This window comes from Rubrobacter marinus, from assembly GCF_011492965.1.
Taxonomy (GTDB): Bacteria; Actinomycetota; Rubrobacteria; order Rubrobacterales; family Rubrobacteraceae; genus Rubrobacter_F; species Rubrobacter_F marinus.
This window is the reverse complement of record NZ_CP045121.1, coordinates 1,760,264-1,785,810: the sequence shown is the minus strand read 5'-3', so window position 1 is coordinate 1,785,810 and position 25,547 is coordinate 1,760,264. Positions and strand designations below refer to the sequence as shown.

General features: G+C 70.0%; 24 protein-coding genes and 1 pseudogene. 16 read left to right on the top strand and 9 right to left on the bottom strand.

The window, feature by feature from the left end:
- Positions 1-5: 5 nt before the first annotated feature.
- From GBA65_RS09060 to GBA65_RS09020, 8 genes are all read left to right on the top strand, one after another.
- Positions 6-365 carry a glycosyltransferase gene (locus GBA65_RS09060; RefSeq protein ID WP_207956275.1) on the top strand — a complete coding sequence of 120 codons (360 nt, stop codon included), beginning with the start codon at positions 6-8 and terminating at the stop codon, positions 363-365.
- Between the two features lie 132 nt (positions 366-497).
- A complete protein-coding gene (locus GBA65_RS09055) occupies positions 498-1,124 on the top strand; it encodes a MarC family protein (protein WP_166396293.1) in 627 nt (208 codons plus the stop codon).
- A 37-nt stretch (positions 1,125-1,161) separates the two neighbouring features.
- The gene (locus tag GBA65_RS09050) at positions 1,162-1,890 is read left to right on the top strand and encodes an esterase/lipase family protein (RefSeq protein ID WP_166396292.1); all 729 of its coding nucleotides are present in this window, start codon (positions 1,162-1,164) and stop codon (positions 1,888-1,890) included.
- Between the two features lie 38 nt (positions 1,891-1,928).
- Entirely contained in the window at positions 1,929-2,558 is a 630-nt protein-coding gene (locus tag GBA65_RS09045) for a flavin reductase family protein (RefSeq protein ID WP_166396291.1), read from the top strand.
- Positions 2,559-2,616: 58 nt separating this feature from the next.
- Positions 2,617-3,387 (top strand): class I SAM-dependent methyltransferase, encoded by a 771-nt coding sequence (locus GBA65_RS09040; RefSeq protein WP_166396290.1) that lies wholly within the window; start codon positions 2,617-2,619, stop codon positions 3,385-3,387.
- A gap of 119 nt (positions 3,388-3,506) precedes the next feature.
- Positions 3,507-4,307 (top strand): hypothetical protein, encoded by an 801-nt coding sequence (locus GBA65_RS23005; RefSeq protein WP_207956274.1) that lies wholly within the window; start codon positions 3,507-3,509, stop codon positions 4,305-4,307.
- 316 nt (positions 4,308-4,623) lie between these two features.
- The gene (locus tag GBA65_RS09025) at positions 4,624-5,193 is read left to right on the top strand and encodes a peroxiredoxin family protein (RefSeq protein ID WP_228281775.1); all 570 of its coding nucleotides are present in this window, start codon (positions 4,624-4,626) and stop codon (positions 5,191-5,193) included.
- The gene (locus GBA65_RS09020; protein ID WP_166396289.1) at positions 5,190-5,375 is read left to right on the top strand and encodes a hypothetical protein; all 186 of its coding nucleotides are present in this window, start codon (positions 5,190-5,192) and stop codon (positions 5,373-5,375) included. The genes GBA65_RS09025 and GBA65_RS09020 overlap by 4 nt, the downstream gene beginning before the upstream one ends.
- 28 nt (positions 5,376-5,403) lie before the next feature.
- Here the strand turns inward: GBA65_RS09020 and mdlC are convergent, their stop codons facing one another.
- The 3 genes from mdlC to pknB all read right to left on the bottom strand — a co-directional run bounded on the left by mdlC (position 5,404) and on the right by pknB (position 9,353).
- Entirely contained in the window at positions 5,404-6,987 is a 1,584-nt protein-coding gene (gene mdlC / locus GBA65_RS09015) for a benzoylformate decarboxylase (RefSeq protein WP_166396288.1), read from the bottom strand.
- Between the two features lie 85 nt (positions 6,988-7,072).
- Positions 7,073-7,519 carry a GrpB family protein gene (locus tag GBA65_RS09010; protein ID WP_407691054.1) on the bottom strand — a complete coding sequence of 149 codons (447 nt, stop codon included), beginning with the start codon at positions 7,517-7,519 and terminating at the stop codon, positions 7,073-7,075.
- A gap of 160 nt (positions 7,520-7,679) precedes the next feature.
- A complete protein-coding gene (pknB, locus tag GBA65_RS09005) occupies positions 7,680-9,353 on the bottom strand; it encodes a Stk1 family PASTA domain-containing Ser/Thr kinase (RefSeq protein ID WP_166396286.1) in 1,674 nt (557 codons plus the stop codon).
- Between the two features lie 114 nt (positions 9,354-9,467).
- On the opposite strand from pknB, the pseudogene GBA65_RS09000 reads away from it, so the two are divergent.
- The 4 genes and pseudogenes from GBA65_RS09000 to GBA65_RS08985 all read left to right on the top strand — a co-directional run bounded on the left by GBA65_RS09000 (position 9,468) and on the right by GBA65_RS08985 (position 12,779).
- A pseudogene (locus GBA65_RS09000) lies at positions 9,468-10,437 on the top strand (quinone oxidoreductase family protein).
- A gap of 10 nt (positions 10,438-10,447) precedes the next feature.
- The gene (locus tag GBA65_RS08995) at positions 10,448-11,473 is read left to right on the top strand and encodes an LLM class F420-dependent oxidoreductase (protein ID WP_166396285.1); all 1,026 of its coding nucleotides are present in this window, start codon (positions 10,448-10,450) and stop codon (positions 11,471-11,473) included.
- A 54-nt stretch (positions 11,474-11,527) separates the two neighbouring features.
- Complete coding sequence (locus GBA65_RS08990; RefSeq protein WP_166396284.1) at positions 11,528-11,992, top strand: nucleoside deaminase; 465 nt, start codon at positions 11,528-11,530, stop codon at positions 11,990-11,992.
- A gap of 28 nt (positions 11,993-12,020) precedes the next feature.
- Positions 12,021-12,779 (top strand): sulfite exporter TauE/SafE family protein, encoded by a 759-nt coding sequence (locus GBA65_RS08985; RefSeq protein WP_207956271.1) that lies wholly within the window; start codon positions 12,021-12,023, stop codon positions 12,777-12,779.
- A 26-nt stretch (positions 12,780-12,805) separates the two neighbouring features.
- Here GBA65_RS08985 and GBA65_RS08980 read toward each other — a convergent pair whose 3' ends face one another.
- Both GBA65_RS08980 and GBA65_RS08975 read right to left on the bottom strand, forming a co-directional pair.
- Positions 12,806-13,987, bottom strand: coding sequence for a zinc-dependent alcohol dehydrogenase (locus tag GBA65_RS08980; protein WP_166396283.1), 1,182 nt, complete (start codon positions 13,985-13,987; stop codon positions 12,806-12,808).
- Entirely contained in the window at positions 13,984-15,039 is a 1,056-nt protein-coding gene (locus tag GBA65_RS08975) for an NAD-dependent epimerase/dehydratase family protein (protein ID WP_166396282.1), read from the bottom strand. Before GBA65_RS08975 ends, GBA65_RS08980 begins: the two co-directional genes overlap by 4 nt.
- Before the next feature lie 90 nt (positions 15,040-15,129).
- Here GBA65_RS08975 and GBA65_RS08970 point away from each other — a divergent pair, with 90 nt between their 5' ends.
- A complete protein-coding gene (locus GBA65_RS08970) occupies positions 15,130-16,038 on the top strand; it encodes an NAD-dependent epimerase/dehydratase family protein (protein WP_166396281.1) in 909 nt (302 codons plus the stop codon).
- A gap of 36 nt (positions 16,039-16,074) precedes the next feature.
- On the opposite strand, the gene GBA65_RS08965 is transcribed toward GBA65_RS08970, so the two are convergent.
- Positions 16,075-16,737, bottom strand: a complete 663-nt coding sequence (locus tag GBA65_RS08965) for a CBS and ACT domain-containing protein (protein ID WP_166396280.1) — start codon at positions 16,735-16,737, stop codon at positions 16,075-16,077.
- A gap of 145 nt (positions 16,738-16,882) precedes the next feature.
- On the opposite strand from GBA65_RS08965, the gene GBA65_RS08960 reads away from it, so the two are divergent.
- Positions 16,883-17,869 (top strand): NADPH:quinone oxidoreductase family protein, encoded by a 987-nt coding sequence (locus GBA65_RS08960; RefSeq protein ID WP_207956270.1) that lies wholly within the window; start codon positions 16,883-16,885, stop codon positions 17,867-17,869.
- A gap of 97 nt (positions 17,870-17,966) precedes the next feature.
- The gene (locus GBA65_RS08955) at positions 17,967-19,088 is read left to right on the top strand and encodes a flavin-containing monooxygenase (protein WP_166396279.1); all 1,122 of its coding nucleotides are present in this window, start codon (positions 17,967-17,969) and stop codon (positions 19,086-19,088) included.
- Here the strand turns inward: GBA65_RS08955 and GBA65_RS08950 are convergent.
- Positions 19,085-20,890, bottom strand: coding sequence for a putative bifunctional diguanylate cyclase/phosphodiesterase (locus tag GBA65_RS08950; protein ID WP_166396278.1), 1,806 nt, complete (start codon positions 20,888-20,890; stop codon positions 19,085-19,087). The genes GBA65_RS08955 and GBA65_RS08950 overlap by 4 nt on opposite strands.
- 249 nt (positions 20,891-21,139) lie before the next feature.
- Entirely contained in the window at positions 21,140-22,645 is a 1,506-nt protein-coding gene (locus GBA65_RS08945) for a prenyltransferase/squalene oxidase repeat-containing protein (RefSeq protein ID WP_166396277.1), read from the bottom strand.
- A gap of 251 nt (positions 22,646-22,896) precedes the next feature.
- Here GBA65_RS08945 and GBA65_RS08940 point away from each other — a divergent pair, with 251 nt between their 5' ends.
- Complete coding sequence (locus GBA65_RS08940) at positions 22,897-23,856, top strand: hypothetical protein (RefSeq protein WP_166396276.1); 960 nt, start codon at positions 22,897-22,899, stop codon at positions 23,854-23,856.
- 802 nt (positions 23,857-24,658) lie between these two features.
- On the opposite strand, the gene GBA65_RS08935 is transcribed toward GBA65_RS08940, so the two are convergent.
- A complete protein-coding gene (locus GBA65_RS08935) occupies positions 24,659-25,438 on the bottom strand; it encodes a glycosyltransferase family 117 protein (protein WP_166396275.1) in 780 nt (259 codons plus the stop codon).
- Positions 25,439-25,547 lie beyond the last annotated feature (109 nt).

Genomic DNA, 25,547 nt, shown 5'->3' with positions numbered 1-25,547 from the left:
GAACGGTGCCCGACGGCAACATCGGGCAGTCGCCGGAGACGGCGGCGGTGGTGCATCACGGCGGGGCGGGCACGACCGCCGAGGGGCTGCGCGCCGGCAAGCCGGCCGCCGTCTTCCCGTCCAACTTCGGCGACCAGCTCTTCTGGGGCAGGCGGGTCCACGCCCCGGGGGCGGGACCCGGGCCCGTGCCGCAGAGAAGGCTCACGATCGAAGGGTTGGCCGCCGCCATCCGCGCCGTCACCGGGGACGAGGGGATGCGCCGTCGCGCCGCCGAGCTGGGGGACGAGATACGGGCGGAGGACGGCGTCGCGCGAGCGGTCGAGATCATCGCCGGAAGCCCGGCGCAGGCCCCGGCCGGGGGGTAGCCACCCTTCCACGCCGCGAGCCGCTCGGGGGCCGGCTCCGGCTCGACCTGCCCTGAACCCTGCGGGTGCGCGGCTTCTCCTAACAAACCTAGGTGGCGCGCTGCGGGCTTCTACCGGACCTATAATCCGGCGGTGTCCGAGTTCGTCTTCAACGCCTTCGTCACCCTCCTCGTCGTCGTGGACCCGTTGGGGCTGGCGCCGATCTTCGTCGGCCTCACCCGGGGTAGATCCGCCGGGTACAGGCGCGAAGCCGCGATACGCGGGACGATGCTCGGGGCGGCCATCCTGTTCCTGTTCGCGTTCGTGGGGCAGACGCTCCTGGGAGCTTTGGGCATCGGGTTTCCCGCGTTCAGGATCGCCGGCGGCGCCCTCCTCTTCCTGCTCTCGCTCGACATGATCTTCGGCCGCCCCTCCGGCGTCCGCCGCACGGGCGAGGAGGGCGAGGAGCTCGCCGACGAGGGCGGCGCGGACGACGTCTCCGTCTTCCCGCTCGCCGTCCCGCTGATCGCCGGCCCCGGCTCGCTGACCACCGTCCTCCTCTACACCGGTGGCGGCGGCACCCTGGAGGTCGCCGCCTTCCTGGGCGTCCTCCTCGTGGTGCTCCTGATGACCCTCACCTCGCTGCTCCTCGCCCCGCACGTCTTGAAGGTCTTCGGGGAGACCGGGGCCGACGTCCTCGCCCGCGTCCTCGGCGTCCTGCTCGCCGCCCTCGCCGTCCAGTTCGTCCTCGACGGGATCAAGGAGAGCTTCGCGCTGTAGCTCCCGGGTGACGGGGGCCGACGGCTATAATCGCCCCATGGCGGACGGACCTATCGTGATCGTGGGCGGGCACATGTCCTGGCCCGCGAGCTACCGGGGCGTGGCGAGGATCCTGGGCGAGCTCTCGGGGCGCGAGGTGAGCGTCGTGCCGATCACGCCCTTCGACTGGGGGCTGGCGCGGTACCGCGGGTACGGCCAGATCGTCTTCGAGGTGGCGACCACGGTGGATCGGGCGCTCCTGGGCAGCGAGGCGGACAGGGCGGTGCTCGTCGGCTTCTCCGCCGGGGGCATCCTCGCCCGGACCTACATAGGCGGCGACCCGCCCTACGGCGGCCGGCGCTACTCGGGGCACCGCAGGGTCTCGCACCTCGTAACCCTGGGCACCCCGCACAACGTCCCCGAGGCCGGCCCCCTCGCCCCCATCGCCGGGGTGAACGAGCTCTTCCCGGGCGCCCTGCACGCCCCGTCGGGGCTCCGCTACCTCTCCGTCGCCGGGGCGGCGGTGGACGGCTCGCGCTCCGGCAGGGCGCGCGGGCGCTACGAGCGGTTCGTGGAGGACGGACGGGTCCCGGGCGACGGCAAGGTTCCGGTCCCGTCCGCCCTTCTGGAGGGCTCGGAGAAGCTGGTCCTCGACGGCGTGTACCACAGCCGCCTGTACGGCGGCCCGTCCGGGCGCTGGTACGGCTCGGACACGGAGACCGTCGAGCGCTGGTGGCCCGAGGGCCTGCGCGTGAGCGGGCGCCTTGTGAAAGAACCCGGCGCGTAGTAGCGTCAACGGTCGACGAGTACGGAAGGGGCGGAGAGTTGCCGTCAGCAGAGGGCCTGGAGAAGTACGGTTGGGAGACGCGCCCGGCGGAGGCGCCCTCGCTGCGCGCCGCGATGGGGCTCTTCCCGACCGGCGTCTCGGTCGTGACGACGGGGAACGGCGAGGGCACGGAGGCGATGACGGCGAACGCCGTCCTCTCCGTCTCCCTCGACCCGCTCCTCTTCCTGGTCAGCGTCCACAAAGACGCCCGGCTGAACACGCGCATCAGGGAAGAGGGCTACTACGCCGTCAGCCTGCTCGCCGCGGATCAGGAGGGCCTGAGCCGGCTGTTCTCGTCGCCCGAGCGCTCCAGCGGCCTGCCGGCGGTGAACTCTCTGGGCGGCGGGTTCGGCGTGACGGGGGCGCCGCTGGCGGCGGGGGCGATGGCCGCGATCGAGTGCGAGCTGGAGACGGTCTACCCCGGCGGAGACCACGCCCTGTTCCTCGGGCGCGTCGTCGCGGTGCACATGGGCGACGCGCGCAAGGGCCCCCTCGTCTTCCACGAGGGCTCCTACCCGGCCCTGGGGGGTGCTGCGCAGAGCGGCGGGGAGTTCGGCGCCTTCGTCGACTCGGTGCGCGGCTTCGACGCGCGCATGGGCCGCAGGACCCCGCGCGGCGGGCGCGGCTAAGCGTGTTCCGCCGGTCCCTGCTCGGGATCGTGCGCCCCGGAGGCGGGGACGGCCTGGAGTGGACGGGGGCACGGAGCAGGACGGCTACCTCACCTCCGGCCTCGCGCGCGACCCGGCGACGGGCCGGACCTACCCCGTGAAGGACGGCTACCTCGACCTGCTCGGCCGCAGGACCGGCGCGGACAACGTCGCCAACCTGACCAACTTCCTCCCCGGAGCGGGCCGCTCCTACGAGCCGCTCTGGCGCAGGCGCTCCCTCACGCTCCTCACCGGCCGAAAGTTCGCGAACGAGCAGGAGCTGGTCAAGATCCGGGACCTCGTCCGGGTCGAGCGCGGCGGCCTCTACCTCGACCTCGGCTGCTCCGCCGGCCTCTACTCCCGGGGCCTCGCCGCGAGCCTCGGCGACCGGGGCGACGTCCTCGGCATCGACATCTCGCCCTCCATGCTCAAGGAGGCCGCCCGCCGCACGCGCGCCCTCCGTCCCGGCGCGGTCCCCTCCCTCGCCCGGGCCGACGCGGAGGCGCTCCCCTTCGCCGACGGGGCGTTCGCGGGCGCGGTCTGCGGCGGGTCGCTCAACGAGTTCGGCGACCCGGCGCGCGTGCTCAGGGAGACGCGCCGGGTGCTCGCTCCCGGCGGGCGGATCGCCATCATGGGCCTCCTCCGCGCCGCCAGCCCGCGCGGCCGGCGCCTCCAGCGCTTCCTCTCGACGGGCGGCATCCGCTTCTTCGAGGAGGCTCAGGTCACGAGCCTCCTCGACCACGCCGGCTTCGACCCCGACCCGCTCGAGGTCCACAACGTCGTCTTCTTCGCCGGGGCCACCCGCCGCTAGGGGCGTCCGATCCGGCCTTGCCCTTCAATCCCCCGCGGGTAGGGTAGCGGTGGGTGGCGGGGCGGCGTGTCGGGGAGGAGAGCGATGGATCCCGCGTTCGATGGATCGAAGGTGGATCGTTGGGGGCCGACGGCCCCGAGACTTGCGTGCTGCTCGATGGGCCGAAGGGATCGGGGGTGGAGGCCTTCAGGCTTGGCGTGCTCGAGTCGATCGCACGCCGCGTCCTCACCAGCGGGGAGGAGGGTCTCTTGCTCCGCGGACCCGAGGCGCGCCCGACGGGCGAACGAGCCCTGGATTCCATACAAGAGGTCTTCGACGGGGCCCGCGCCGGGACCTCCCAGGGCACCGGCGTTCACGTGACGAAGCTCGCGCGAGCGGTGCGCAGGCGCTACGGCTCGCTCGACGGCTACGTCAGGGCCGAGGTGCTCCCCGCCCTGGAGCGGCGCGGGCTCTACCAACGCAGGGAGAGGAGGCGGTTCCTGATCTTCCCCGCCACACGCTGGGAGATCACCCGCTCCGGCGAAGCGGCCCGATCGCAGCTCGAACATAACCGCGATCTCGGCGAGAAATGCTTCGGCGAGTGGATGGAACGGGATCTGGAACGCGCCTACCGCTTTCTCGGACTCGCCGGCTCCTCCTTGCTGGTCATGGACGCACTACACCCCGAGCTGAGGGAGATGCAAGACCTCGAGGAGGAGCGGAGAGACGGCGCCGCATACCCCGCGCCCTTCGTGGTACCGACCGCGGACATGAGCCCGGACGGCCTGCCCGATCTCGGCGGCGCTCTCTCCACCTCGGACTCGTGGACCGACGCCACCTGGGGCGACGGAGCCGGTTCGGGCGGCGGATGGTTCGATGGCGGCGGCTTCGACGGCGGCGGCGGCTTCGACGGAGGAGGCGGCGGCGGTGGCGGCTTCTGAGCGAGTGGCACGCTCTTCGCTAGGGCGTTCCAGACCACGGACGCATCGCGAAGCCTTGCGGCGCGTCTCCCTCACGACCGAAAGCGAGACGCGCCGCAGCAACGCCCCTCGCCTCTCGTAGCCCGCCTGTACGCCTCCGCCGCGGGAGGCTTCCGCCACGCACCGATCCACGTTCGGGTCGGTCCTACGAAGACCCTCCGGTCGAGGTCGGTTCCGCGAGCACGAACGAGCCAGCGGGGTGTACTGGCTCCTCGCCATGCATTCCAGACTTTGGGTTGGGGTATGTTGCCCGTGAACGAGAGATCTGGAGGTTCGCGTGACGGAGAAGCTAGGCACGACCCCGGCCGTCGGGGAGAAGGTACCCAACTTCGAGCTGCCGGACGAGCGCGGCAGGCCCTTCAACCTGGCGAGGGAGCTGGAAGAGGGGCCGATCGTTCTGGTCTTCTACCGGGGCGACTGGTGACCGTACTGCAACGGGCAGCTGGTCAGCTATGCCAGGGAGTACGGGCAGTTCGAGGACCGCGGCGCGAGGATCGCCGGGATCAGCGTCGACCCTCCGGTGCACAACAGGGAGATGGTCCGGAAGCTCGACCTTCCCTTCGCGCTCCTGAGCGACGCGAGGGGGGAGCTCTCGAAGCTCTACGACCTGTGGAACGACAGGGAGGGCGTCGCGGTGCCCGCTATCCTGGTCGTCGACCGTTCGGGGACGGCGCGCTACGTCTACGCGGGGAGCGACTTCGCCGACCGGCCCGGGGATGAGCCCATCTTCGAGGCGCTAGACGGGCTGGAGGGTGACGCGGGGCAGCCCCCGACGCCCGGCCGGAGGTCAGCCTCTCCGCCGACGAGGCAGAGGCCTCGACCGTCCGGCCCGAGAGACCGCCGATGACCCTCGAGCAACTCGTCCCCTACTACCGCGGCGTCTACTTCACCACCGTCGCCCTTAAGAAGCGCTTCGCCGAAAGGGGTCCCGGGGGGCGAGAGGCCCACGACGAGGCCGATCGCTACCAGGGGATGACGAGCGGGTACGCGGAGGCGATCCGGGAGACCCGCAAGCAGAAGGGCAGATAAGGCAGAGCCCGCTCGACGGGCGGGCGCCCTAGCTCAGGAGCTTGGGGACGGTCGGGTCGACGAGCACGTTGAGAAGGCGGGTCCCGCCCGCGTTCAGGCCGCGTTCGAGCGCCTCGCCGAGGGCTTCGGGGCTCTCGATCGTCTCCCCCGGGACGCCCAGGCCCTCGGCCACGCGGACGACGTCCAGGTCGGGGAGGTCGAGGCCAGGGACGGTGTCGGGGATGCCGAGGGCGTCGCGGAAGCCCTTGAGGATGGAGTAGCCGCGGTTGTTGATCACCACGACCAGGATCTCCGCCCCGTACCGGGCCGCGCTCCAGAGCGCCTGCACCGAGTACATCACCGAGCCGTCCCCGATCACGCACACCACCGGACGGCCCGGGTTGGCGAGCTTGAGGCCGACGGCGGCCGGGAGGCAGTACCCGAGGCCGCCGGCCGCCGAGGTCAGGTACCCGCCGGGGCTCCCCGGCCGGATGTACTTGTGGAGCCGGGGCTTGCTGGAGGCGGACTCGTCCGCGACCATCGCGTCCTCGGGGAGGACCCCCGCGAGGGCGTGCATGACGTAGTCCACGGACATCGGCGTCGAGGCCTCCGGCGCCGACGGTCGCTCCCTCGGGGCGGGCGACGGCCGGTCCGGCTCGGGGAGCGCCTCGACGAGGCCCCGGATCGCGAGCCCCACGTCCCCGACGATGCTCGTCCCGGCCGCGGCGCCGTTCGCCTCCTCGGGGTCGTCGGTGATCTGGACGAGCCGCGTCCCCCCCTCGACCACGGGCCCGGGCAAGTACGGGTAGTACTGGAAGACCTGGGCGCCGAGGACGAGCACGAGGTCGTAGGGCGCGAGGGTCTCGGCGAGCTTCTTCTGGGCGAGAACGAGGTGACCGGCGAAGAGCGGGTGGTCCTCCGGGAAGCCGTTCAGCGGGGAGTTCGGTGCCGCCCAGACCTCCACCCGGGCCTTCTCCGCGAGCGCCACCGCGTCGTAGAAGGCCCCGGCGCGCGAGATCCCCGGCCCGGCCACGATCGCGGGCCTCCTCGCCCCGGCAATCATCTCCGCGACCTCGGCCAGCGCGTCGGGGTCCGGGGCGGAGCGGTGGGAGATCTCGCGCGCCTCGAAGGGCTCCGCCTCGACGTCCCAGTCGTTCATGGGGATGGAGACGAAGACCGGCCCTTGCGGGTTCTGCATGGCGGTGTGGTAGGCGCGGTGGAGCTCGCGGGGCACGTCCTCGGCCCGGTAGGGCTCGTGGCTCCGCTTGACGTAGGGCCTCGCCAACTCGACGAGCTTGCCGGTGAGCAAGGGCTCCAGCGCGATGTGCCGCCGGTCCTGCTGCCCGGCCGTGACGACGAGCGGGGTCTTGTTGTGCCACGCCGTCACGAGGTTGCCCATCGCGTTGCCCAGGCCGGGCCCCGTGTGCAGGTTGACGAGCGCCGCGCGTCCGGTCTCCCTGGCGTACCCCTCGGCCATCCCGAGGACGGGCGCCTCCTGCAGCCCGAGGACGTAGCGGAAGTCCTCGGGCAGATCCCTCAAGAACGGCAGCTCCGTCGAGCCCGGGTTGCCGAAGATCGTGGTCATCCCCAGCTCGCGCAGGAGATCCATCGTAGCCTCGCGGACCGTCGCCATGCCGCGCCACCCCCTTGTAGAGACCCTCGCCCTCCCGGCAATATAGCAGAGTGCCTTGCCTGCCCGACGCGCCGGATCGGCGCCTCTACGCGCCCCGTTCTCGCGCCGCCTTGGCGCGCCGGACCACCGCCTCGACGAAGCCCGCCTTGGCCTCCGTGTAGGCCTCGCGGTCGTAGCGGTAGCGGCCCGCGAGCTCGTGCTTGAGCCGAGCGTACTCCCTGGCGGTCGCCGGGTGCGTTCTCAGGTAGTCCCGAAAGAGCAGGTGGCACTCCCAGAACTCGCCTCCGGCCGGCGCCAGGCTGAGGTGGTAGCGATACGGAGTGAACTTTCTCAAGAAGATTCTGCCCGGCACGCCCGCCTCGCCCCGTTGCTCGTAGCCGACGCCCTCGAACAAACGGGCGCAACGAGCGCCGTCTTCGAGGCTCTCCAGGCCCAGCATGAGGTCCACGATCGGCTTGGCGTCGAGCCCCGGTACGGCCGTGCCGCCCACGTGCTCGATGGCCCCGGCCCGCTCTCCCAGGGCCGCCTCCAAGCGGTCCCGTTCGAGCTCGAAAAGCCCGGGCCAGCGCGGATCGTAGGCGACGACGCGAACCCGACCGGGGCCCGATGCCGCCGTACGAGCCGGTGGCGCTCCCCTAGTCCTCTCCCCCTCTTCGCCGTCTCCACCGCCGTTACCCCCGCCGCCGTCACCATCACCGTTGCCACCGTTGCCGTTGTTCACGCCGGGGATCTGACCGTTCAAGCCGGGGACGCCGCCGTTGCCCCCGCCTCCGTTGCCCCGTTGCCGGGCTGGACCTGCCCTCCGCCCGCGTCCTGCTGCCCCCCTGTACCGAGCCGTCGGGGGGAACGGGCTGGCTCGGCGCGGCGACGGTGGCCGGGCCGGTGCTGACGACGATGTCCACGACCGTATCCCTGTCGACCTCGGTCCCCTCCGCCGGGTTCGTCTCTATCACCTGTCCCGCGGGGACGAAGTCGCTCGAGACCTCCTCGACGCTCCCGAGCGCGAGCCCCTCGAACTCGAGGGTCGCCGCCGCCTCCGAAGCGAGGACGAGATCCGGGACCACGACCTCATCGGGGCCGTTGCCGACGGTAAGGGTGATGGTCTCGTTCTCCCCCACGCTCTCGCCGGGCGAGGGCGACTGGTCCACGACCGTATCGAACTGCTCCCAGGTGCTCTCCTCGCGCTCGGCCTCCACCCCGAAGCCCGCCGCCTGCAGCGTCTGGGTCGCCGCCTCCTCGGTCTGGCCGCGCACGTCCGGGACCTGCACGCTCGGTGCTTGTGCGGCGGGCTGTTCGTTGCCGGAGTTCGTGTTCGCGTTGTCTCCGGCGGTCAGGGCGTAGGCGATCCCGGCGAGGAGCGCGACGCCGACGAGCAGCGGGGCCAGGAGGCGGAGGAGGCCGCCCCCGCGCCTCCTGTTCTCGGTCTGGGGGGCGGGACGCGGGGGTGCCACGGCCGTCTTCGCCGTGCGCCCCCGGTCCCGCGGCAGCGGCGCGAGAGGCGCGGACAAGAGCTTCGTCTTCTCGGCCTCCACGACGGTCGGGGCGAGGCCGGATTGTATGCGCGAGAGGTCGTCGGCGAGGGCGGAGGCGCTCGGGTAGCGGTCGTTCGGGTCCTTGGCGAGGAGCCTCAGCGTGATCGCGTCGAGGGCCTCGGGGACCTCGGGGTTCGCCTCGCGCGGCGAGGGCGCCGGGTCGTTGACGTGCTTCAAGGAGACGGCCACGGGGTTCTCCGCCTCGAACGGGAGCGCGCCGGTGAGCATCTCGTACAAGACCACGCCGAGGGAGTACAGGTCGCTCTGCGGCCCGACCGTCTTGCCCTGGGCCTGCTCCGGGGACATGTAGGCGGCGGTGCCGAGGACCACGCTCGTCGCGGTGACCGACGGGCTGGCGGCGGCTCGGGCGATGCCGAAGTCCGTCACCTTCACGTCGCCGGTGCGCGTCACCAGGGCGTTCTGCGGCTTGATGTCGCGGTGGATCACGCCCTCCTCGTGCGCCGCCGAGAGCGCGTCGGCGATCTGCTCGGCCACCCCGGCCGCGACCCCGGGCGCCAGGGCGCCGTCGCGCACGATCCTGTCCTTCAGCGTCCCGCCGGGGACGTACTCCATCGCGATGTAGTACGAGCCGTCCTCGGCGCGGCCCCGGTCGTAGACGGCGACGATGTTGGGGTGCGAGAGCCGGGCTGCGGCCTGCGCCTCGCGCTTGAAGCGCTCGACGAACTCCCCGTCCTCGGCGTAGGCCCCGCGCAGCATCTTGAGCGCCACGTCGCGGCCCAGGACCTCGTCGTGGGCGAGGTAGACCTTCGCCATCCCCCCACTCCCGAGCGCCCGGACCAGCGCGTAGCGGTTGTCCACCACCATCTGCTCCATACGCGGCATTCTACTCCAATCAAGCGGTTACAAAAGGTCGCGCCCGGGGCGTTCGCTCCCCCGCTACAATGTCCCGACAGGTCAGGGAAGGTCGGATTTTCCAGGGGGTGGCGCTTGAAGGCGATCAGGATAAACGAGTTCGGGGGTCCGGAGGTATTGAGCTACGAGGACGTCCCCGTCCCGGAGCCGGGCCCCGGCGAGGCACGCGTCAGACTGGCCGCGAGCGGGGTGAACTACATCGACGTCTACGACAGGACGGGGCTCTACCCGGGCGACCTGCCGCGCACCCTGGGCCGCGAGGGCGCCGGCGAGGTCGAGGCCGTCGGCGAGGGGGTCGAGGAGCTCTCCGAGGGGGACTTCGTCGCTTTCGCGATGGTGCCGGGGCGTATGCGGAGTACGTCGTCGCCCCGTCGACAAGCTCGTGCCGTTCAACGTGACCTACGTCGAGGCCCGGGTGGCGGCGGCGATCATGCTGCAGGGCATGACGGCCCACTACCTCACGCACAGCACGTTCCCGCTGCAGGAGGGGCAGACCGCGCTCGTCCACGCCGCCGCCGGGGGCGTGGGGCTCCTGCTCTGCCAGCTCGCCAAGATGCGGGGGGCGAGGGTCATCGGGACCGTCTCCACGGAGGAGAAGGCCGAGCTCGCCCGCGGGGCGGGGGCGGACGAGGTCATCCTGTACACCGAGAAGGACTTCACGGAGGAGACGCGGCGCCTGACGGACGGCGAGGGGGTCGACGTCGTCTACGACTCCGTCGGCAAGACCACCTTCGACGGGAGCCTCGACGCCCTGAAACCGCGCGGCTACCTCGTCCTCTTCGGCGCCTCCAGCGGGCCCGTCCCGCCGGTGGACCTGCAGGTCCTCAACCAGAAGGGCGGGCTCTTCGTAACCCGGCCCTCCCTCGCCCACTACACCGCGACGCGCGAGGAGCTCGTGTGGCGGGCCGAGAGCTTGTTCACCTGGATCGGGCAGAACAACCTCTCAGTGCGCATCGGCGGCTCCTACAAGCTCTCCGAGACGGACCAGGCCCACCGCGACCTCGAGGGCCGCAAGACCACCGGCAAGCTGATCCTGCTGCCGTAAGGGGGAAACGATGAAGCTAGACGCCGGCCTCCCCGTCGACGGCAAGCACCTGCGCGGCATTACGGAGGTCGCCCGCGCCGCAGAAGACCTGGGCTTCGGGGGCCTGTGGACGAGCGAGACGAAGCACGACTCCTTTCTCCCGCTCGCGGTCGCGGCCGGCGCCACGAGCGGCCTCTCCCTTGGAAACTCCGTCGCCATCGCGTTCTCCCGCTCCCCGATGGTGACGGCGCAGCTCGCGTGGGACCTCCAGGACATCTCGGAGGGACGGTTCATCCTCGGCCTCGGCACCCAGGTCAAGGCGCACATCACCCGCCGCTTCTCCATGCCCTGGGACAAGCCCGCCTCCAGGCTTGCGGACTACATCAGGGCGCTCCGCGCGATCTGGGAGTCTTTCCAGACGGAGGGGAGGCTGAAATACGAGGGCGAGTTCTACAAGCACACCCTCATGACGCCGTTCTTCAACCCGGGGCCGATAGAGCATCCCGAGATCCCGGTCTACATCGCGGGCGTGAACACGCGCCTGGCGCGCCTCGCCGGTGAGCTCTGCGACGGCTTCCACGTCCACCCCTTCCACACCCCCGAGTACGTCAGGCGGGTCGTCGTGCCGGCCGTGGAGGAGGGCGCCTCCGGGGAGGGCCGCGACGCGCGGGAGGTCGAGCTGGCGACGAGCGTCTTCGTCGTCACCGGCGAGACGGAGGAGGCCATGGCGGAGCAGCGGGAGAAGATGCGCGCCCAGGCCGCGTTCTACGCCTCCACCCCCACCTACCGGACCGTCCTCGACGTCCACGGCTGGGGCGAGGTCGGCGACCGCCTCGGCGGTCTCGCCAGGGACGGCAAGTGGGACGAGATGCCGAACCTCATCACCGACGAGATGCTCCACACCTTCGCCGTCGAGGCCCCGCCGGACGGGGTAGGGCCGGCCCTCAAGGAGCGCTACGAGGGCCTCGTCGACCGCGTGGCCCTCTACCTGCCGTTCGTCCCCGGCGAGAGGGACGAGTTCTGGCGGGCGGCGATCGGAGCGGTGGATGGAGGGTAGGGCCGGGGCGTCGCGCGTGAGGAGACGGAGCACGGAGGGGGAGCGTGGGCCGGCTTGGACCCGATAAAGCGGACGATCGAGCTGGCGATGGAGAACGTGGAGGGCGGCGGGAAGCCGTTCGCGTGCGTGATCCTGCGGAGCGGCGAGCTCGTCGCCGAGAGCCCGAACCTCGTCGTACAAACGCACGACCCAACCGCGCACGCCGAGATCGTCGCGATCAGGGAGGCTTGCACGAAGCTCGGTACCGAGAGCCTCGCGGGCTGCGAGATCTACGTCCTCGCCCACCCGTGCCCCATGTGCCTCGGCGCCCTCTACTACGCGAGCCCCGACAGGGTGGTCTTCGTCACGGAGCGCGACAGTTACGCCAGGTACTACAAGGACGACGGGAGGTACTTCGAGCTAGAGACCTTCTACGACGAGTACCCGAAACCCTGGCCCGAGCGCCGGCTCCCCATGCGGCACGAGCCGGACGAGGCCGGCCTCGCGGTCTACGAGCGATGGCAGCAGTTGAACCCTTGAGGGGCGCGGGGAGAGACGACGGTACGCCTTGGACCTGAGCCTCGGGGCCGCCGTGTTGCTCGCGGTGGCCGGATTCGTGGCGGGGGCGTTGAACGCCGCGGCGGGCGGGGGCTCTCTGATCACCTTCCCCGCGCTCATAGCCGTGGGGTACTCGCCGTTGATCGCCAACGTCACGAACAACGTCGCCGTCTTCCCGGGGTACGTGACGGGCGCCATCGGCTACCGCGCGGGGCTGAGGGGTCAGGGGCGCAGGGTGCTCCCGCTCGCCCTCGCCAGCGCCGTCGGCGGCCTCGCCGGGGTCGCCCTGATCCTGGCGAGCTCCGAATCCGCCTTCGAGGGGATCGTGCCCTTCCTCGTCCTCGCCGCCTGCGCGCTCCTGGCCCTCCAGCCGGTGATCGGGCGCCGGCTGGGCAAGCGCTCGGGCCTGCGGGAGAGGCCCGGCCCCGGGGCGATCGGCGGTATGGCGCTCGCCGGGGTCTACGGCGGCTACTTCTCGGCGGCTCTAGGCGTCGCCGTCCTCGCCCTCCTCGGCCTGTTCTTCGAGGATACGCTGCAACGCCTCAACGCCCTCAAGGCGGCGCTACAGCTCGTGATCGGAGGGGCCGCCGCCCTCGGCTTCGCCCTGCTTACGCCCGTCGACTGGACCGCCGCGGCCGTCATCGGCGCCGCCTCCCTCGCGGGGGGAAGGGTGGGAGCGCGCCTCGCCCAGCGCGTGAGCGACCGGGCGCTCAGGGGCGGCATCGTCGCGTACGGGGTCCTCGCCGCCCTGTGGCTGTTCCTGAGGTGAGATCCGTTCGGGGACCTTTAGGCCGGCTACGACGGCTTCAGGACGCACTTGATGGCGCCGTCCTGCTTCTTCTGGAAGATCTCGTAGCCCAGAGGGGCGTCGTCCAGGGCCATGGTGTGGGTCTTGAGGTCCTCGGTACCAAGGGGGTCGTCGTCGCCGAGGAGCGGCATGATCTCGGGGACCCAGCGCCAGACGTTGGCCTGGCCCATGCGGACCTGCACCTGCATGTCGAAGAGGTCGCCCAGGGGGAACATCTGGATAGGACCGGTGTAGACGCCGCTCAGAGAGAGCGTCCCGCCGCGCCTGACGGCGGCCATGCAGTCGCGCAGGGCGCGCCGCTTGTCGAGCTGTATCTTGGTGGTTTGGAGGACGGAGTCGTACCACGAGCCCGCCGCCTCCATGCCGACCGCGTCTATCACCGAGTCCGCCCCACGTCCGCCGGTCATCTCCACGACGAGCCTCGCCGGGTCGTCGACCGCCGAGAAGTCGACGGTCTCCACACCGTACTTCGCCGCGAGCGTGAGCCGTTCCGGCACCCTGTCCACCCCGATGACGCGCCCGGCCCCCTGGTGCAGCGCGATCCTGGCGCACATCTGCCCGATGGGACCTAAGCCCCAGATCGCGAGCGTCCCGCCCCGGGGCACGTCGGCGTAGGCGACGGCCTGCCACGAGGTCGGCAGCACGTCGGAGAGGTACAGGAAGCGCTCGTCGGGGGCGTCCTGGGCCTCCTCGGGGACCTTTATGGGACCGAAGTGGGCCTGCGGCACGCGCAGGTACTCGGCTTGCCCGCCGGGGACGGCCCCGTAGACGTGCGTGTAGCCGAAGAGGGAGGCCCCCCGGCCGCGCCCGAGCAGGTTGACGGTCTGGGCGAGCTTGCCGGTATCGCGCGTGGTCTCGCACTGCGAGAAGAGGCTCTGGTCGCAGAAGTAGCAGTGGCCGCACGAGATGTTGAACGGGACCACGACCCGGTCGCCGGGCTTTATGTGCGTGACGTCGCGGCCCACCTCCTCGACGATGCCCATCGGCTCGTGTCCGATGATGTCGCCCTCGCGCATGATCGGGGTGAGCTTGCTGTAGAGGTGGAGGTCGGAGCCGCAGATCGCGGTCGAGGTTATGCGAACGATCGCGTCGGTCGGCTGCCGGATGACCGGGTCAGGCACGTTGTCCACCCGCACGTCTTCCTTGCCGTGCCAGACCAGTGCCTTCATGGCTCCCTCCTCCCCACGCCCGTCAATATCTCCCGGATCCTGAAAGGACCGCTCGTCTTCGGGGAGAGCGGCGGCGTGTCCAGCCCCGCGCCCTCCCTCATCCCCTTCAGCTCGTCGAGCAGCGTCTCCCCCGCGCCGTACCGCGGCGTCCAGCCGAGCCCGGTCCGGGCGCGCGTCGTGTCCATGACGGGGATGTTCAGCGCGAGGTCCAGCCAGCCCTCGGGCACCGGCTGGAGCCTGAGCTGCCAGCTTACGCGGGCGGCGGCCCGGGCGAGCTGCACGGGCACCGGCACCGGCCGCGCGCCGAAGATGCGCGAGAGCTCCGCGGGGTCGACGACGGGCTCCGTGGCGAGGTTGTAGGCCCCCCGGGCCTCTTCGTTCAGGAGCGCGAGCCGGTAGGCCTCCCCCACGTCGAAGGAGTGGACCACCTGACCGCGCAGACCCTGGATCGCCGGGACGAGGTTTATAAGCTCCGGACGGGCGACGAACGCCGGGAAGAACGGCCCTGCGAAGAGGCGCCGCTGCCCCTCCGCCGCCTCGCTCTTGAACGTGAGCGCCTGGCGCATCCTCACGACGCGCACCCCCGGGTGCTCGACCTCGAAGCGGTCCAGCCTCCGCTCGACCTCGGCCTTCTCCCGGGCGTAGTACGAGGTCGGGGTGCCGCCCGTCGGCCAGCTCTCGTCGACGGCGCGGTCCTTCGGCCCCGGCGAGTAAGCCCCGACCGAGGAGGCGTAGAGGAGCGCCGGAACCCCGGCCTCGGCGACGGCCCGCGCCGCCCTCATGCTCCCCTCGACGTTCACCATCCACAGCTTGTTGAGGTCGCGGGAGGGCTGTATGAGCCAAGCGAGGAGCACGACGGCGTCCGCCCCCCTTACGACCGGGACGAGGTCGTCCCGGGAGATGTCCGCCGTCGCCCACTCGACCTTCTCCATGCGTAAGCCCGGCCGACGCCGCGCCACGCCGAGTACGGAGTCGACCCGATCCTCGTTCGAGAGCGCGCGCAGGACGCTCGTTCCGATATTACCCGTGGCGCCGATGACTACTACTCGCATGAAGGGCTGCTTACCCTGCGTTCTCGCGGGCGAAACAGCGTCCCTCCCGTAGTACCATCGCCGGTGTTGTCTATCGTGGGAGGGATTTTCTTGCGTGTACTGGTGACGGGATCCGCGGGCAAGGTCGGCAGGGCGGCGGTGGCGGCGCTCCAGGCGAAGGGGCACGAGGTGAGGGCGACGGACCTCATCCCGCCCGTCTTCGAGCGCCCGGAGGATTCAGACCCCGAATACATACAGGCCGACCTCACCGACGCGGGCGACGCCTACGCCGTGGTGAACGGGATGGACGCCGTCGTCCACGCCGCCGCGCTGCCGGAGCCGACCCACAACCCGCCCCACGTCGTCTTCCACAACAACCTCATGGGCGTCTTCAACACGCTGGAGGCGGCGATCCGGCTCGGGGTGCCGCGCTACGTCAACATCTCCAGCGAGACCGTGCCCGGCTTCTTCTTCCCCGAGCGCCCGTTCCTCCCGGACTACGTGCCCGTAGACGAGGAGCACCCCATAAAGCCCCAGGACCCCTACGCGACCGCCAAGTACTTCGGCGAGCTCCTGATGGACGGCGCGATCACGAGGAGCGACATCCGCTGCATCTCCATCCGCCCCTCCTGGGTGCAGCACGAGGGCAACTACGAGCGCAACCTCGGGCCGCAGGTCCGCGACGCTGGCGTCCTCTCCCCCAACTTCTGGAGCTACATCGACGTCTACGACCTCGCCGACGCCATAGTCCTCGCCGCCGAGTCCGACCTGCCGGGCCACGAGGTCTTCTACATCGCCTCCCCGGACAACGTCGGCGGCCGGCCGTTCGAGGAGATCGTGCGCGAGTACTACGGGGACAAGGTCGAGCTGAAGACCCCGCTCCCCCGCGAGGACGCCTCCGGCATCTCCATCGCCAAGGCCGAGAAGATGCTCGGCTACAGCCCGAAGCGCTCCTGGCGCGACTACCTCGACGAGAGCGGCAGCCTCAAGCCCGGCGCGGGCGAGGGGCTCTTCGCCTAGAGGAACCGGGGGACGGGAGCACCGTCCCCTTCCCCGCTACCGGCGCTCTACGTTGCGGTCCTGAGGGGCCGTGGACTCCGTGGTGGTGACGGTGTACCCGGCGCCTTCGAGGGTCTCTGCGATGCTCGAGGGGTCGGTGGTCTCGAGCCTGAGGACGATGGAGCGGTACGTCTCGCGGCCGGCGGGGCCGAGGAAGATGCCCGCGATGTTCACCTGGCGGTTGCGGAGCTCGTCCGTGATCCCGGCGAGCGTCCCCGGCTCGTTCGGGACCTCCACCTCGATCCAGCTGCCCTCGCTCCCGGCCCCGGTGAGGTCGACGAGGATGCGCACGAGGTCCGTCGAGGTGATGATGCCCGCCAGCTCGCCGTCGGCGACGACGGGGAGGCCGTTGAAGTTCTTCTCGTAGATCGTGCGCGCGGCGTGCTCGATGGTGTCCAGGGGATGCACCGTGACGACGTCCGTGCTCATGATCTCCCGGACGCGGACGTACCCCAGGGTGTTCTCCTCGTCGCGCGTGTCGCGCGGCGGGCTGACGTCCCTGAGGTCCCTGTCCGAGACGATGCCGACGAGCTTCTCGCCCTCCACCACCGGCAGGTGCCGTATCCCCCGCTCGCGGCACAGGCCCCAGGCCTCACCGACCCCGGCGTCCGGCCCGATCGCGACGACCTCCCTGCTCATGGCATCCCTCACCCTTAGCATCTCCCGTCCTCCCCAAAATATGTCCGCAGAAGTACGCCCGGGAGCTTACCAGCCCTCCCCGAGAGGCGCCAGAACGCGGCTTGGTGCCGGGCATCGGGCGGTGTTAAGCTCGGGCCTCGTCCGCCGAGAACGGGAGGAGCGGGGCATGCGCGCTTGGAGGGTACACGAGCTGGGAGACCCGAAGGACGCCCTGAGGCTCGAGGAGGTCGAGGAGCCGAAGCCCGGCCCCGGCGAGGTCGTCGTCGAGGTCGAGGCGGCGGCGCTCAACTTCTTCGACATCCTCCTCTGCCAGGGCAAGTACCAGGAGCGCCCGGAGCCCCCGTTCACCCCGGGCGCCGAGGTCGCCGGAACGGTGGCCGGGGCCGGCGAGGGGGTCGCCCTCGCCCCGGGCACGAGGGTGCTCGCCACCCCGCCCCTCCCCGACGGCGGCTTCGCCGAGAAGGTCGTCGCCCCGGCCGAGGGCGGCGTCTTCCCCGTCCCCGAGAACATGCCCTACGAGAAGGCGGCGGCGATGCACATCGTGTACCAGACCGCGTACATGGGCCTCCATCGCAGGGCAGGCCTCGCGGAGGGGGAGACCGTGCTCGTGCACGCCGGCGCCGGGGGCGTGGGCTCGGCCGCCATCCAGGTCGCGAGGGCGGCGGGGGCGCGCGTGATCTCCACGTCCGGCGGCCCCGAGAAGGTCAGGGTCTGCGAGGACCTGGGGGCGGAGCTCTCGCTGGATTACAGAGAGGACGACTTCGTCGACGCCGTGAAGGAGGCGACCGGCGGGCGCGGGGCCGACGTGATCTTCGACCCCGTGGGCGGCGACGTCTTCGACCGCTCCCGCAGGTGCGTCGCCTTCGAGGGCGCCTCCTCGTCGTCGGCTTCGCCTCCGGCAGGATCCCCGAGGCCCCGCAAACCACGCCCTCGTCAAAAACTACTCCGTCGTCGGCCTCCACTGGGGCCTCTACAACAAGGTCATGCCGGCGGTAGTGGCCGAGAACCACGAGGCTCTCGTCGGGCTCTACGCCTCCGGGGGATAGACCCCCTGATCTACGACACCGTCCCGTTCGAGAACCTGCCCGACGCCCTCGGCCTCCTCGGGAGCCGCAAGACCTACGGTAAGCTCGTCACCAGGCCGAAGGGCTGAACGACCCCTCCCCGCGCTCCGGCGTAGGACGCAATACAATGGGCGGGCCGGATGGGTGGCATATTATGGGCGGCACCGGAGATCGTGGGGTGATGTTTTGCAAGCCGTTGGGCCTGTAGACGTGGTCGTCGTGGGTGGCGGGCAGGCCGGGCTGGCGCTCGGGTACTACCTCAAGCGGCGAGGATTTAACTTCGTGATCCTCGACGGCGCCCCCGCCGTCGGACACTCCTGGCGCACGCGCTTCGACTCCCTACGGTTGTTCACGCCCTCGCAGTACAACGGCCTCCCGGGCCTCCCGTTCCCCGCCCCCCCGGACACCTACCCCACCAAGGACGAGGTCGCCGACTACCTCGAGTCGTACGCGAGGGCGTTCGAGCTGCCCGTGCGCCTGCGCTCGCGCGTGAGGGCCGTCGAGAAGAAGTCCTCGGGCTACCTCGTGCGGACGGACTCGACCACCTACGAGGCAGGGCAGGTCGTCATCTCCACCGGAGCCTTCCACCGCCCCTACGTGCCGCCCATCGCGGCGGAGCTGGGCCCGCAAGTCTTCCAGATACACTCCTCCGAGTACCGCAACCCCGAGGCCCTCCCGCCCGGCGCCGCGCTCGTGGTAGGGGCCGGCAACTCCGGCGTACACATCGCGAGGGAGTTGTCGCGGAGCCGGAAGGTCTACCTATCCGTGGGGAGAAAAGTGCCGTACGCGCCGCAGAGGTTCCTGGGGCGCGACCTGAACTGGTGGATGCACAAGATCGGCGTGATGGACGTCTCCGTGGATAGCCGCATCGGAAGATGGATGAGCCGTACGGAGGTACCCTTGATCGGCGTCAAGGTGTCCCGGTTCAGGCGCGAGCACGGGATCGAGGTCCTCGGCCGGACGCTACGCGCCGACGGGGCGACGGTGATCCTCGAGGGGGCTCGCAGCTTCGACGTTGCAAGCGTCGTTTGGGCCACCGGGTACAGAGAGGATTACTCCTGGGTGGACGCGCCCGTCTTCGACGAGGCGGGAGTTCCCGTACACGAGCGCGGCGTCACCGAGAGTCCCGGTTTGTACTTCTTGGGCCTGGACTGGCTGTACCAGTGCGGATCCGGCCACCTGGGCTGGGTGCACCGCGACGCGGCGTTTCTCGCGGAGAAGATAGAAGATCTCACCCGACCGCACGACGCTGCGGAGACCGAGGCGCCCGTGCTGCCCCTACAGCGGGAGACGGGCAGGAGCCTCTAAACCGTGCCGGACAAGGGGACGCCCGCCTCCAGCAGCTCGGTCATCGCCTCGCTCGCCAGGGGACGGGAGAAGTAGAAGCCCTGGCCGAGGTCGCAGCCCATCTCCTTGAGGTGCGCCACCTGCTCAGCGGTCTCGACGCCCTCGGCCGTGACCTTCAGCCCCAGGGTGTGGGCCAGGTCCACCACGAGACGCACGATCGCCGAGTCCTCGGCGTTGTCGCCCAACCCCTTCACGAAAGAGCGGTCGACCTTCAGGTTGCTCAGCGGGAGCGTCTTCAAGTACCCGAGGGATGAGTAGCCCGTTCCGAAGTCGTCCATGGCGCTCTTCACCCCGAGCTTGCGCAGCTCCCTGAGAACGCCGATGGCGTGCTCGCTGTTATCCATGACGACGCTCTCCGTCACCTCGAGCTGCAGCTTGTGGGGCTCCAGCCCGCTCCTCTGCAACGCCGCGAGGATGTCCTCCATCAAGCTCGGGTGCCGGAACTGCCTCGCCGAAAGGTTCACCGCCATCATCAGGGGCGGCGAATCCGGGTGAAGCGCCTCCCACTCCTTGGCCTGACGGCAGGCAGTCTCCAAGACCCACATGCCTATGGGTACGATCAGACCCGTGTCCTCGGCGAGCGGGATAAACTGGCCCGGGGAGATCATGCCTCGTTCCGGATGCCGCCAGCGCACGAGCGCCTCCACACCCGTCATCGCACCGGTCGTCAGCTGGACCTTGGGCTGGTAATGCACCTCGAACTCTTCTTCTTCGAGGGCTCGGCGCATGTCGTTCTCCAGCCGCAGGCGCTCCAGAACCTCGGCGTGCATGCTCGGATCGTACAGGGCGTACCCGAGCTTACCCTTCTTGGCCTTGTACATGGCAACGTTCGCGTTTCGCAAGAGATCGCCCGCCGAGATCGTCGTGTTCGCGCTCATGGCGATCCCCACGCTCGCCTTCACGACGACCTCGTGCCCGCCTCCCACCACGAACGGAGACTCCAGACGCTCCCTAACCCTGTGCGCCACCCGCGCCGATTCCTCGCCCTCCTCGATGCCCTCCAACAGCACGGTGAACTCGTCGCCGCCCAGCCGCGCGGCGGTGTCTCCGACCCGCAGCGTGCTCTGGAGACGCTGCCCCACCTGGATCAAGAGGTCGTCGCCCGTCTTGTGCCCGAGGCTGTCGTTGACGCGCTTGAAATCGTCGAGATCCAGGAAGAGCACGGCGACCATGTTGCCCGCCCGCTCGGCGCGCGCCGTGGCACCGTGCAGCTTGTCCAGAAACATGGTGCGGTTGGGCATATCCGTGAGCGAGTCGTGCAATGCGATATGCCTGTTCTTGACGTACGCGCGATCCAGGCTATCCGCGAAGAGGTAAGAGAGCCCGGCGATGACGGGCAAGGTGATCAGGGGGAAATAAAAGGTCTCCGAGAACAACCCGATCCACGCGCTAACGGCGATGACGGAAGCGGCGACCACGAAGCTTCCCCACGGGGTCAGCAGGAAGCTGGCCGTTATCAGGGGAACGACCAGCATGCTGTAGGCCGTTCTCATGTCGGGCTCGTTGAAAGCGAGGAACGGCCCGAAAGCCATACACGCGACCGTTAGCAGGCTGGCGAGGCGCACGTAGCCCAGGCGGTTGAGCGTGTACAAGGAGCCGATAAGCAGGAGCGCTGCGCCGTTGTACGCGTTGTACTGGTACTGCCCCTGGGCCAGGTTGATCACCGACACGAAAGCCGCGGCGAGCGCCAACCCCACCAGTATGACGGCGAGGACGTGTCCTCTTCTTTGCAGGTCCAAGTCCGGGTTGTTGACCTTCAGCACCGCCAGCTCCCTATGGTCATGTGCTCGTGCCCGTCCCGCAGAGGGTTCGCCAACAACCCTCTGCGGGACCGGATCTCCACCAATTGCCGACCCTTCTCCCTATATGATCGGACAAAACGGCCAGGATCTTTAGCCGAAGCACCTCACGCGCCGCATCCGGCCGCCTGATGCGACCGCTTCCCCGGTCTCCCTACGCTTCGCTCCCGATCACGTAAGGGCGCTCAGCATCGGCTGCCCGGGTGTGGCGGATCAGAACACTTCCTCTCCGAACGTGTCCCCGTAGAGGCTGAGGGCGGACAGGACGGCCGCCCTTATGGCGAAGGCCGGCGCGTAGAGCGTCTTGCCTATCCACAGCTCGTGGTAGTCGTTCTTGAACGGGCGCTCGTTCGCCGCCAGGTACGACGCGGCCCTGCTCAGCGGCTCCTGGGGGAGGGGCTTTACGGTGCGGTGGTGGTGGAGCAAGGCGAGCAGGGTGATGGCGGTCTCCTCGTCGGTGGGGCCGTGCTGGCCCCAGGCCCCGTTGACGTGCTGCGTGTGCAGGAGCCACCGCAGGGTCTCCTCCATCTCGTCCGGCACGTAGGACGGAAGCAGCATCATGGCGCGGCTCGTCGGGTAGTAGATGGAGGCGTGCCACTTGTCCCTCCAGAACGTGCCGTGGTGGCGCGCGCGCATGAGGTAGCCCAGTATCTTCTCCCTGACCCTGGCGCGGTCGCCCTCGGGCATGGTCTCCGATGCTTCCAGGACGTGCAGGTTCGCGCTCACGGAGGGGTCCCTCTCGCGCTCGAAGGAGGCGAAGTTGCGGTCGCTCTCGTAGGCGAGCAGGCAGGACCCGTCGACCTCGTACCCGGCGCGGTGGAGCGCGAGGAGGGTCATCGCCGTGTCGTCGGAGTCGGGGAAGCCGTTGGAGGAGAAGCCGACCCCCTCGGGCCTCCAGGCCTTCATCAGGTGCTCGTGGTGGGGCTTCAGCGCGCCGGCGTGCTCCGCGGTCAGGCCGCCGTAGTGCAGGTAGTAGAGGATCCAGGCGCGCATGAAGATGTCGTGGGGGGAGACCGGGGGCAGGCCGCCGCCGCGCGCCAGCAGGTCCTCGAGGTACGTGGTGCTGCGCGGGTGGCGCTCCCGCCAGTCGCGCGTCTGCGAGAGAAAGCAGGCCGTGGCAGACGGAGACGCCGCCATGGAGCCGTCCTCCTGGAGGAGCTTCCCCGCCCCCTCGACGTCGATGCGGCCGGCGAAGGCCTCGAGGGAGTGCAGCGCCGTCGTCCAGGTGTCGAAGAGCCTCTCCCGCGGCAGGAGGCTCAGCTTCTTCTCGCGCTCGTCTTCGTAGTGCCCGAGCTGGGTGTACGGGAGGTCCAGGCCGAGCTCCCGCCCCTCCTCCAGGAGGTTCGGCAGGATCAGCTCGAACCCAATGGTCCTGTAGGTGTCCTGCTCCAGCTTGTCCGTGTGCCGCCAGATGTAGCGCTGCCCCGCGATCCTGCGCGCCTGGTCGTCGCGGCGGTGCCCGAAGCGGGCGAGCAGCACCACCACGACCAGCGTGCTCAGCAGTCGGTCGTGCGTGTACGGGACGCGGCTGCCCCAGCTCCCGTCCGCCTGCTGGCGGTCCAGTATCCAGGGCAGCAGGTGCGGGTATGCCATGCCGCCGTCTTCGGTCGTCAACCGGGCGGCCCAGCACGTGTCGTAGATCGTGGATTGCATCAACTGCGAATCTTCGGCCCGCAAGAGCTCGTCTACGGCGAGCCGCAGGTAAGCGGAGCTACGCATCCTCGGCCCTCCGCTTCCTTTCTCCGGTCAACTTGACCGGGGGTTCCAGGGACGAGTACGGCCAGAGCCACGCGAGAGCATCGGTTCCCCTCCTATTTGTCCGCCACCTACCGGATCGCGATTCTACAAACGGGGTCGCGCCGCCGCAACGCCTGAGCCGATACGTCGCGCGGACCCGGTGCTCCGGAGGAGCCGGTTTTTCCCTATAGTGGAGGGACGCTCTGCTGGACCCCAACGACGGAGGCGCCCGTTTGAACACCGAGACGTCGTACTCGTCCCCTTCGATCTCCGAGTGGATGGACTGGCCCCCGGAGCGGGTGGCGGAGGCGGTGAAGGGCTTCCCGTCCCCCCTCGTCGTCGGCTGGCCCTACAACGGGACGCGCCGCTGGTATCTCTCGCGGAAGCGCCGCGACTCCGGCGCGAGCGACTACCTGACGGTGCTGATCCGGCGCCAGGCCGAGCTCCACCGCATGATGTTCGACCACGGCGCGAGCGTGGTCCTGACCCCCGAGTTTGGCTCGGTCACCCTCCGCCGCGGCGTGGAGTACACGCGCTACGCCATGAGCGGCCTCTTGAAGCTGGCGGAGGACCCCGTCTGCCGCGAGCTGTTCGACTCCGGGGTACGGCTGCGCTTCTACGGGGAGTACAGGGAGGCGCTCGTCGACCCGGTCTTCCGGCCGATGCTCGAGGCCTGCGCCGAGCTGGAGGAGGAGACGGCCTCGGGCGACGGGCCGCTGCTGCTGCTGGGGCTCTTCGCGGACGCGCCGTGGGAGAAGATAGCGCGCCTGAGCGTGGAGTTCGCGGCCACGCACGGGCGCCCGCCCGACCGGCGGGAGCTGATCGAGGGCTACTACGGCGCCGCGGTGCCGGACCTGAGCTTCTACATCGGCCACACCCAGCCCGAGATGTTCGACGTGCCGCTCCTGGCGGGCGGCGAGGAGCACCTCTACGCGACCCTCAACCCCTCGCCGGATTTGAGCGAGCGGCAGTTCCGCGAGATCCTCTACGACCACCTCTTCTCGCGCCGGGTGCCGCTCGTGGACTACGAGGCGCTGCCGCCCGAGGCGCAGGGGGAGCTTATCGAGTACAACGAGCGGTGCTCGGGCGCGACCGTCGGGCTGGGCAGGGTACACCCCGTGACGAGGATGTGGCGCCCCGTCTTCCCCGACGTGCCCGCGCCGCCGCAGGCCTACGGGCGGGGGGGCCGTTAACCGTCCTGCTGCTCCTCGATGGGCGTGAAGGGCTCGCGGCCGGGCGGGACGAGCTCGAAGAGGTTGCCCTCGACCTTCACGGTCTGCCAGCCGGCGTCGTAGAAGTTCTGGGGCCGGCGCTCGGCTGGTTGAGGATGTAGACGGGGCGGCCCGCTCGGCGGCCTCCTCGGCGGCGCCGACGCCCGTGTAGTCGCTGGTCCCCCAGCGGAGGTTCGCCGTCGCGCGGTCGATGTCGTCGGGCCAGACGATGTCGGTGTAGCGGTGCCAGGAGGGGTACCACGGGCTGACGAGGGTGAGGTCGCGGCGGCGCTCCTCGACGAGGACCATGTACCAGAGCGTGCTGCGGTGGTGCAGGATCGTGGCGTCCGGCAGGGCGTTGTTGGCGACGTCCTCGATGATCTCGCGCCCCTGTAGGTCGCCGCTGCGGTCGACCTTGCGGTAGTCGCTGCGGGCGTCGGCGAGCGTGAAGTAGAGGAGCGGGGAGAAGAGCAGGACGACGGCCGCGGCCCCGAGGGCCGGCGGGGAGGCGCGGGTCAGGTTCCGGACGCCGTCGAAGAGGGCGGCGACGCCGAAGACCATGAACAGGGCGAGCATAAGGTAGGACGGGATAAAGTACAGAAAGAAGTCGAAGATCTCGTACTCGATCGCGTAGGCCAGCCAGCCGAGGAAGAGGAAGCCGATGAGGGCGGCGGCGGCCCGGTCCCGAAAGACCGCGACTATCGCCCCGAACATCGCGAGGAAGAGCAGGACGACGTGGAACTCGTCGCCCATGTACCCCCGAAGAACGAGAGCCTCAGGGGGATCAGGTCCGGCCCGAAGGTCCCGAAGACGCCGGTGAGCTGCCCGCCGTTGACGAGCTCCCAGAAGCGCGCGGGGTCGTCGGGTCCGCCTCGTTCATCGGCGGGTTCATCGAGGCGCGTATGGGCAGGTACAGGTAGGGCAGGAGCCCGACGAGGAAGAGCCCCGCCCCCTTGAGGACGACGCGCCACTGCACGAACTTCCTCTTCTCCACCGCGAAGACGAAGATGGCGGCCCCCGGCAGCAGGAGCCCGCTCGTCACGTGGTGCGTGAGGGAGAGCCCCATGAGGAAGCACGCGGCGAGGAGGTAGCGGTCCCGGCGCGTGTCCCTCCACACGAGCAACAGGAGGAGCACGGTCGTGATGAACAGGACGTTGAGGGTGTAGACCTCGGCGATGATCGCCTGGCTCCAGTACGTGTCGCCGATGCCGAACGCGAGCGCCCCGAGCCCGGCCCCGAGGATGCTCCCGGTCAGCCGGAGCCCGACGAGGTAGAGCACGAGCACCCCGGCGGCGCCCACGATCGCGGAGAACAGGTTGATCCTGTACGCGGGGTCCCCGATGGGCAGGTACGTGAAGAGGTGCCCGAGCATCGTGTAGGTCGGGTACCCCGTGGGGTGCGTCACGCCCAGGGTGGAGAGCTGCGCCTGGAACATGGCCGAGTCCAGGAGCGTCGGACGGTCGTAGTAGAGCACCGTCGGGGCGAGCGTCCTCAGGTAGAGAAAGAGCGCGAACCCGGCCACGAGGAGACCGACCGAGACGGCGAGCGTCCTCCGGGCCGGCACAAGACCGGAGGGTACGGCGAAGTTCCGCAGGAGCGGCTTTCTCTTCTTCGGTGGCTCTTCGACGCCCGCTTTCACTAGCGGGATAGGGTACCACAGTCGTTTTGCCCCT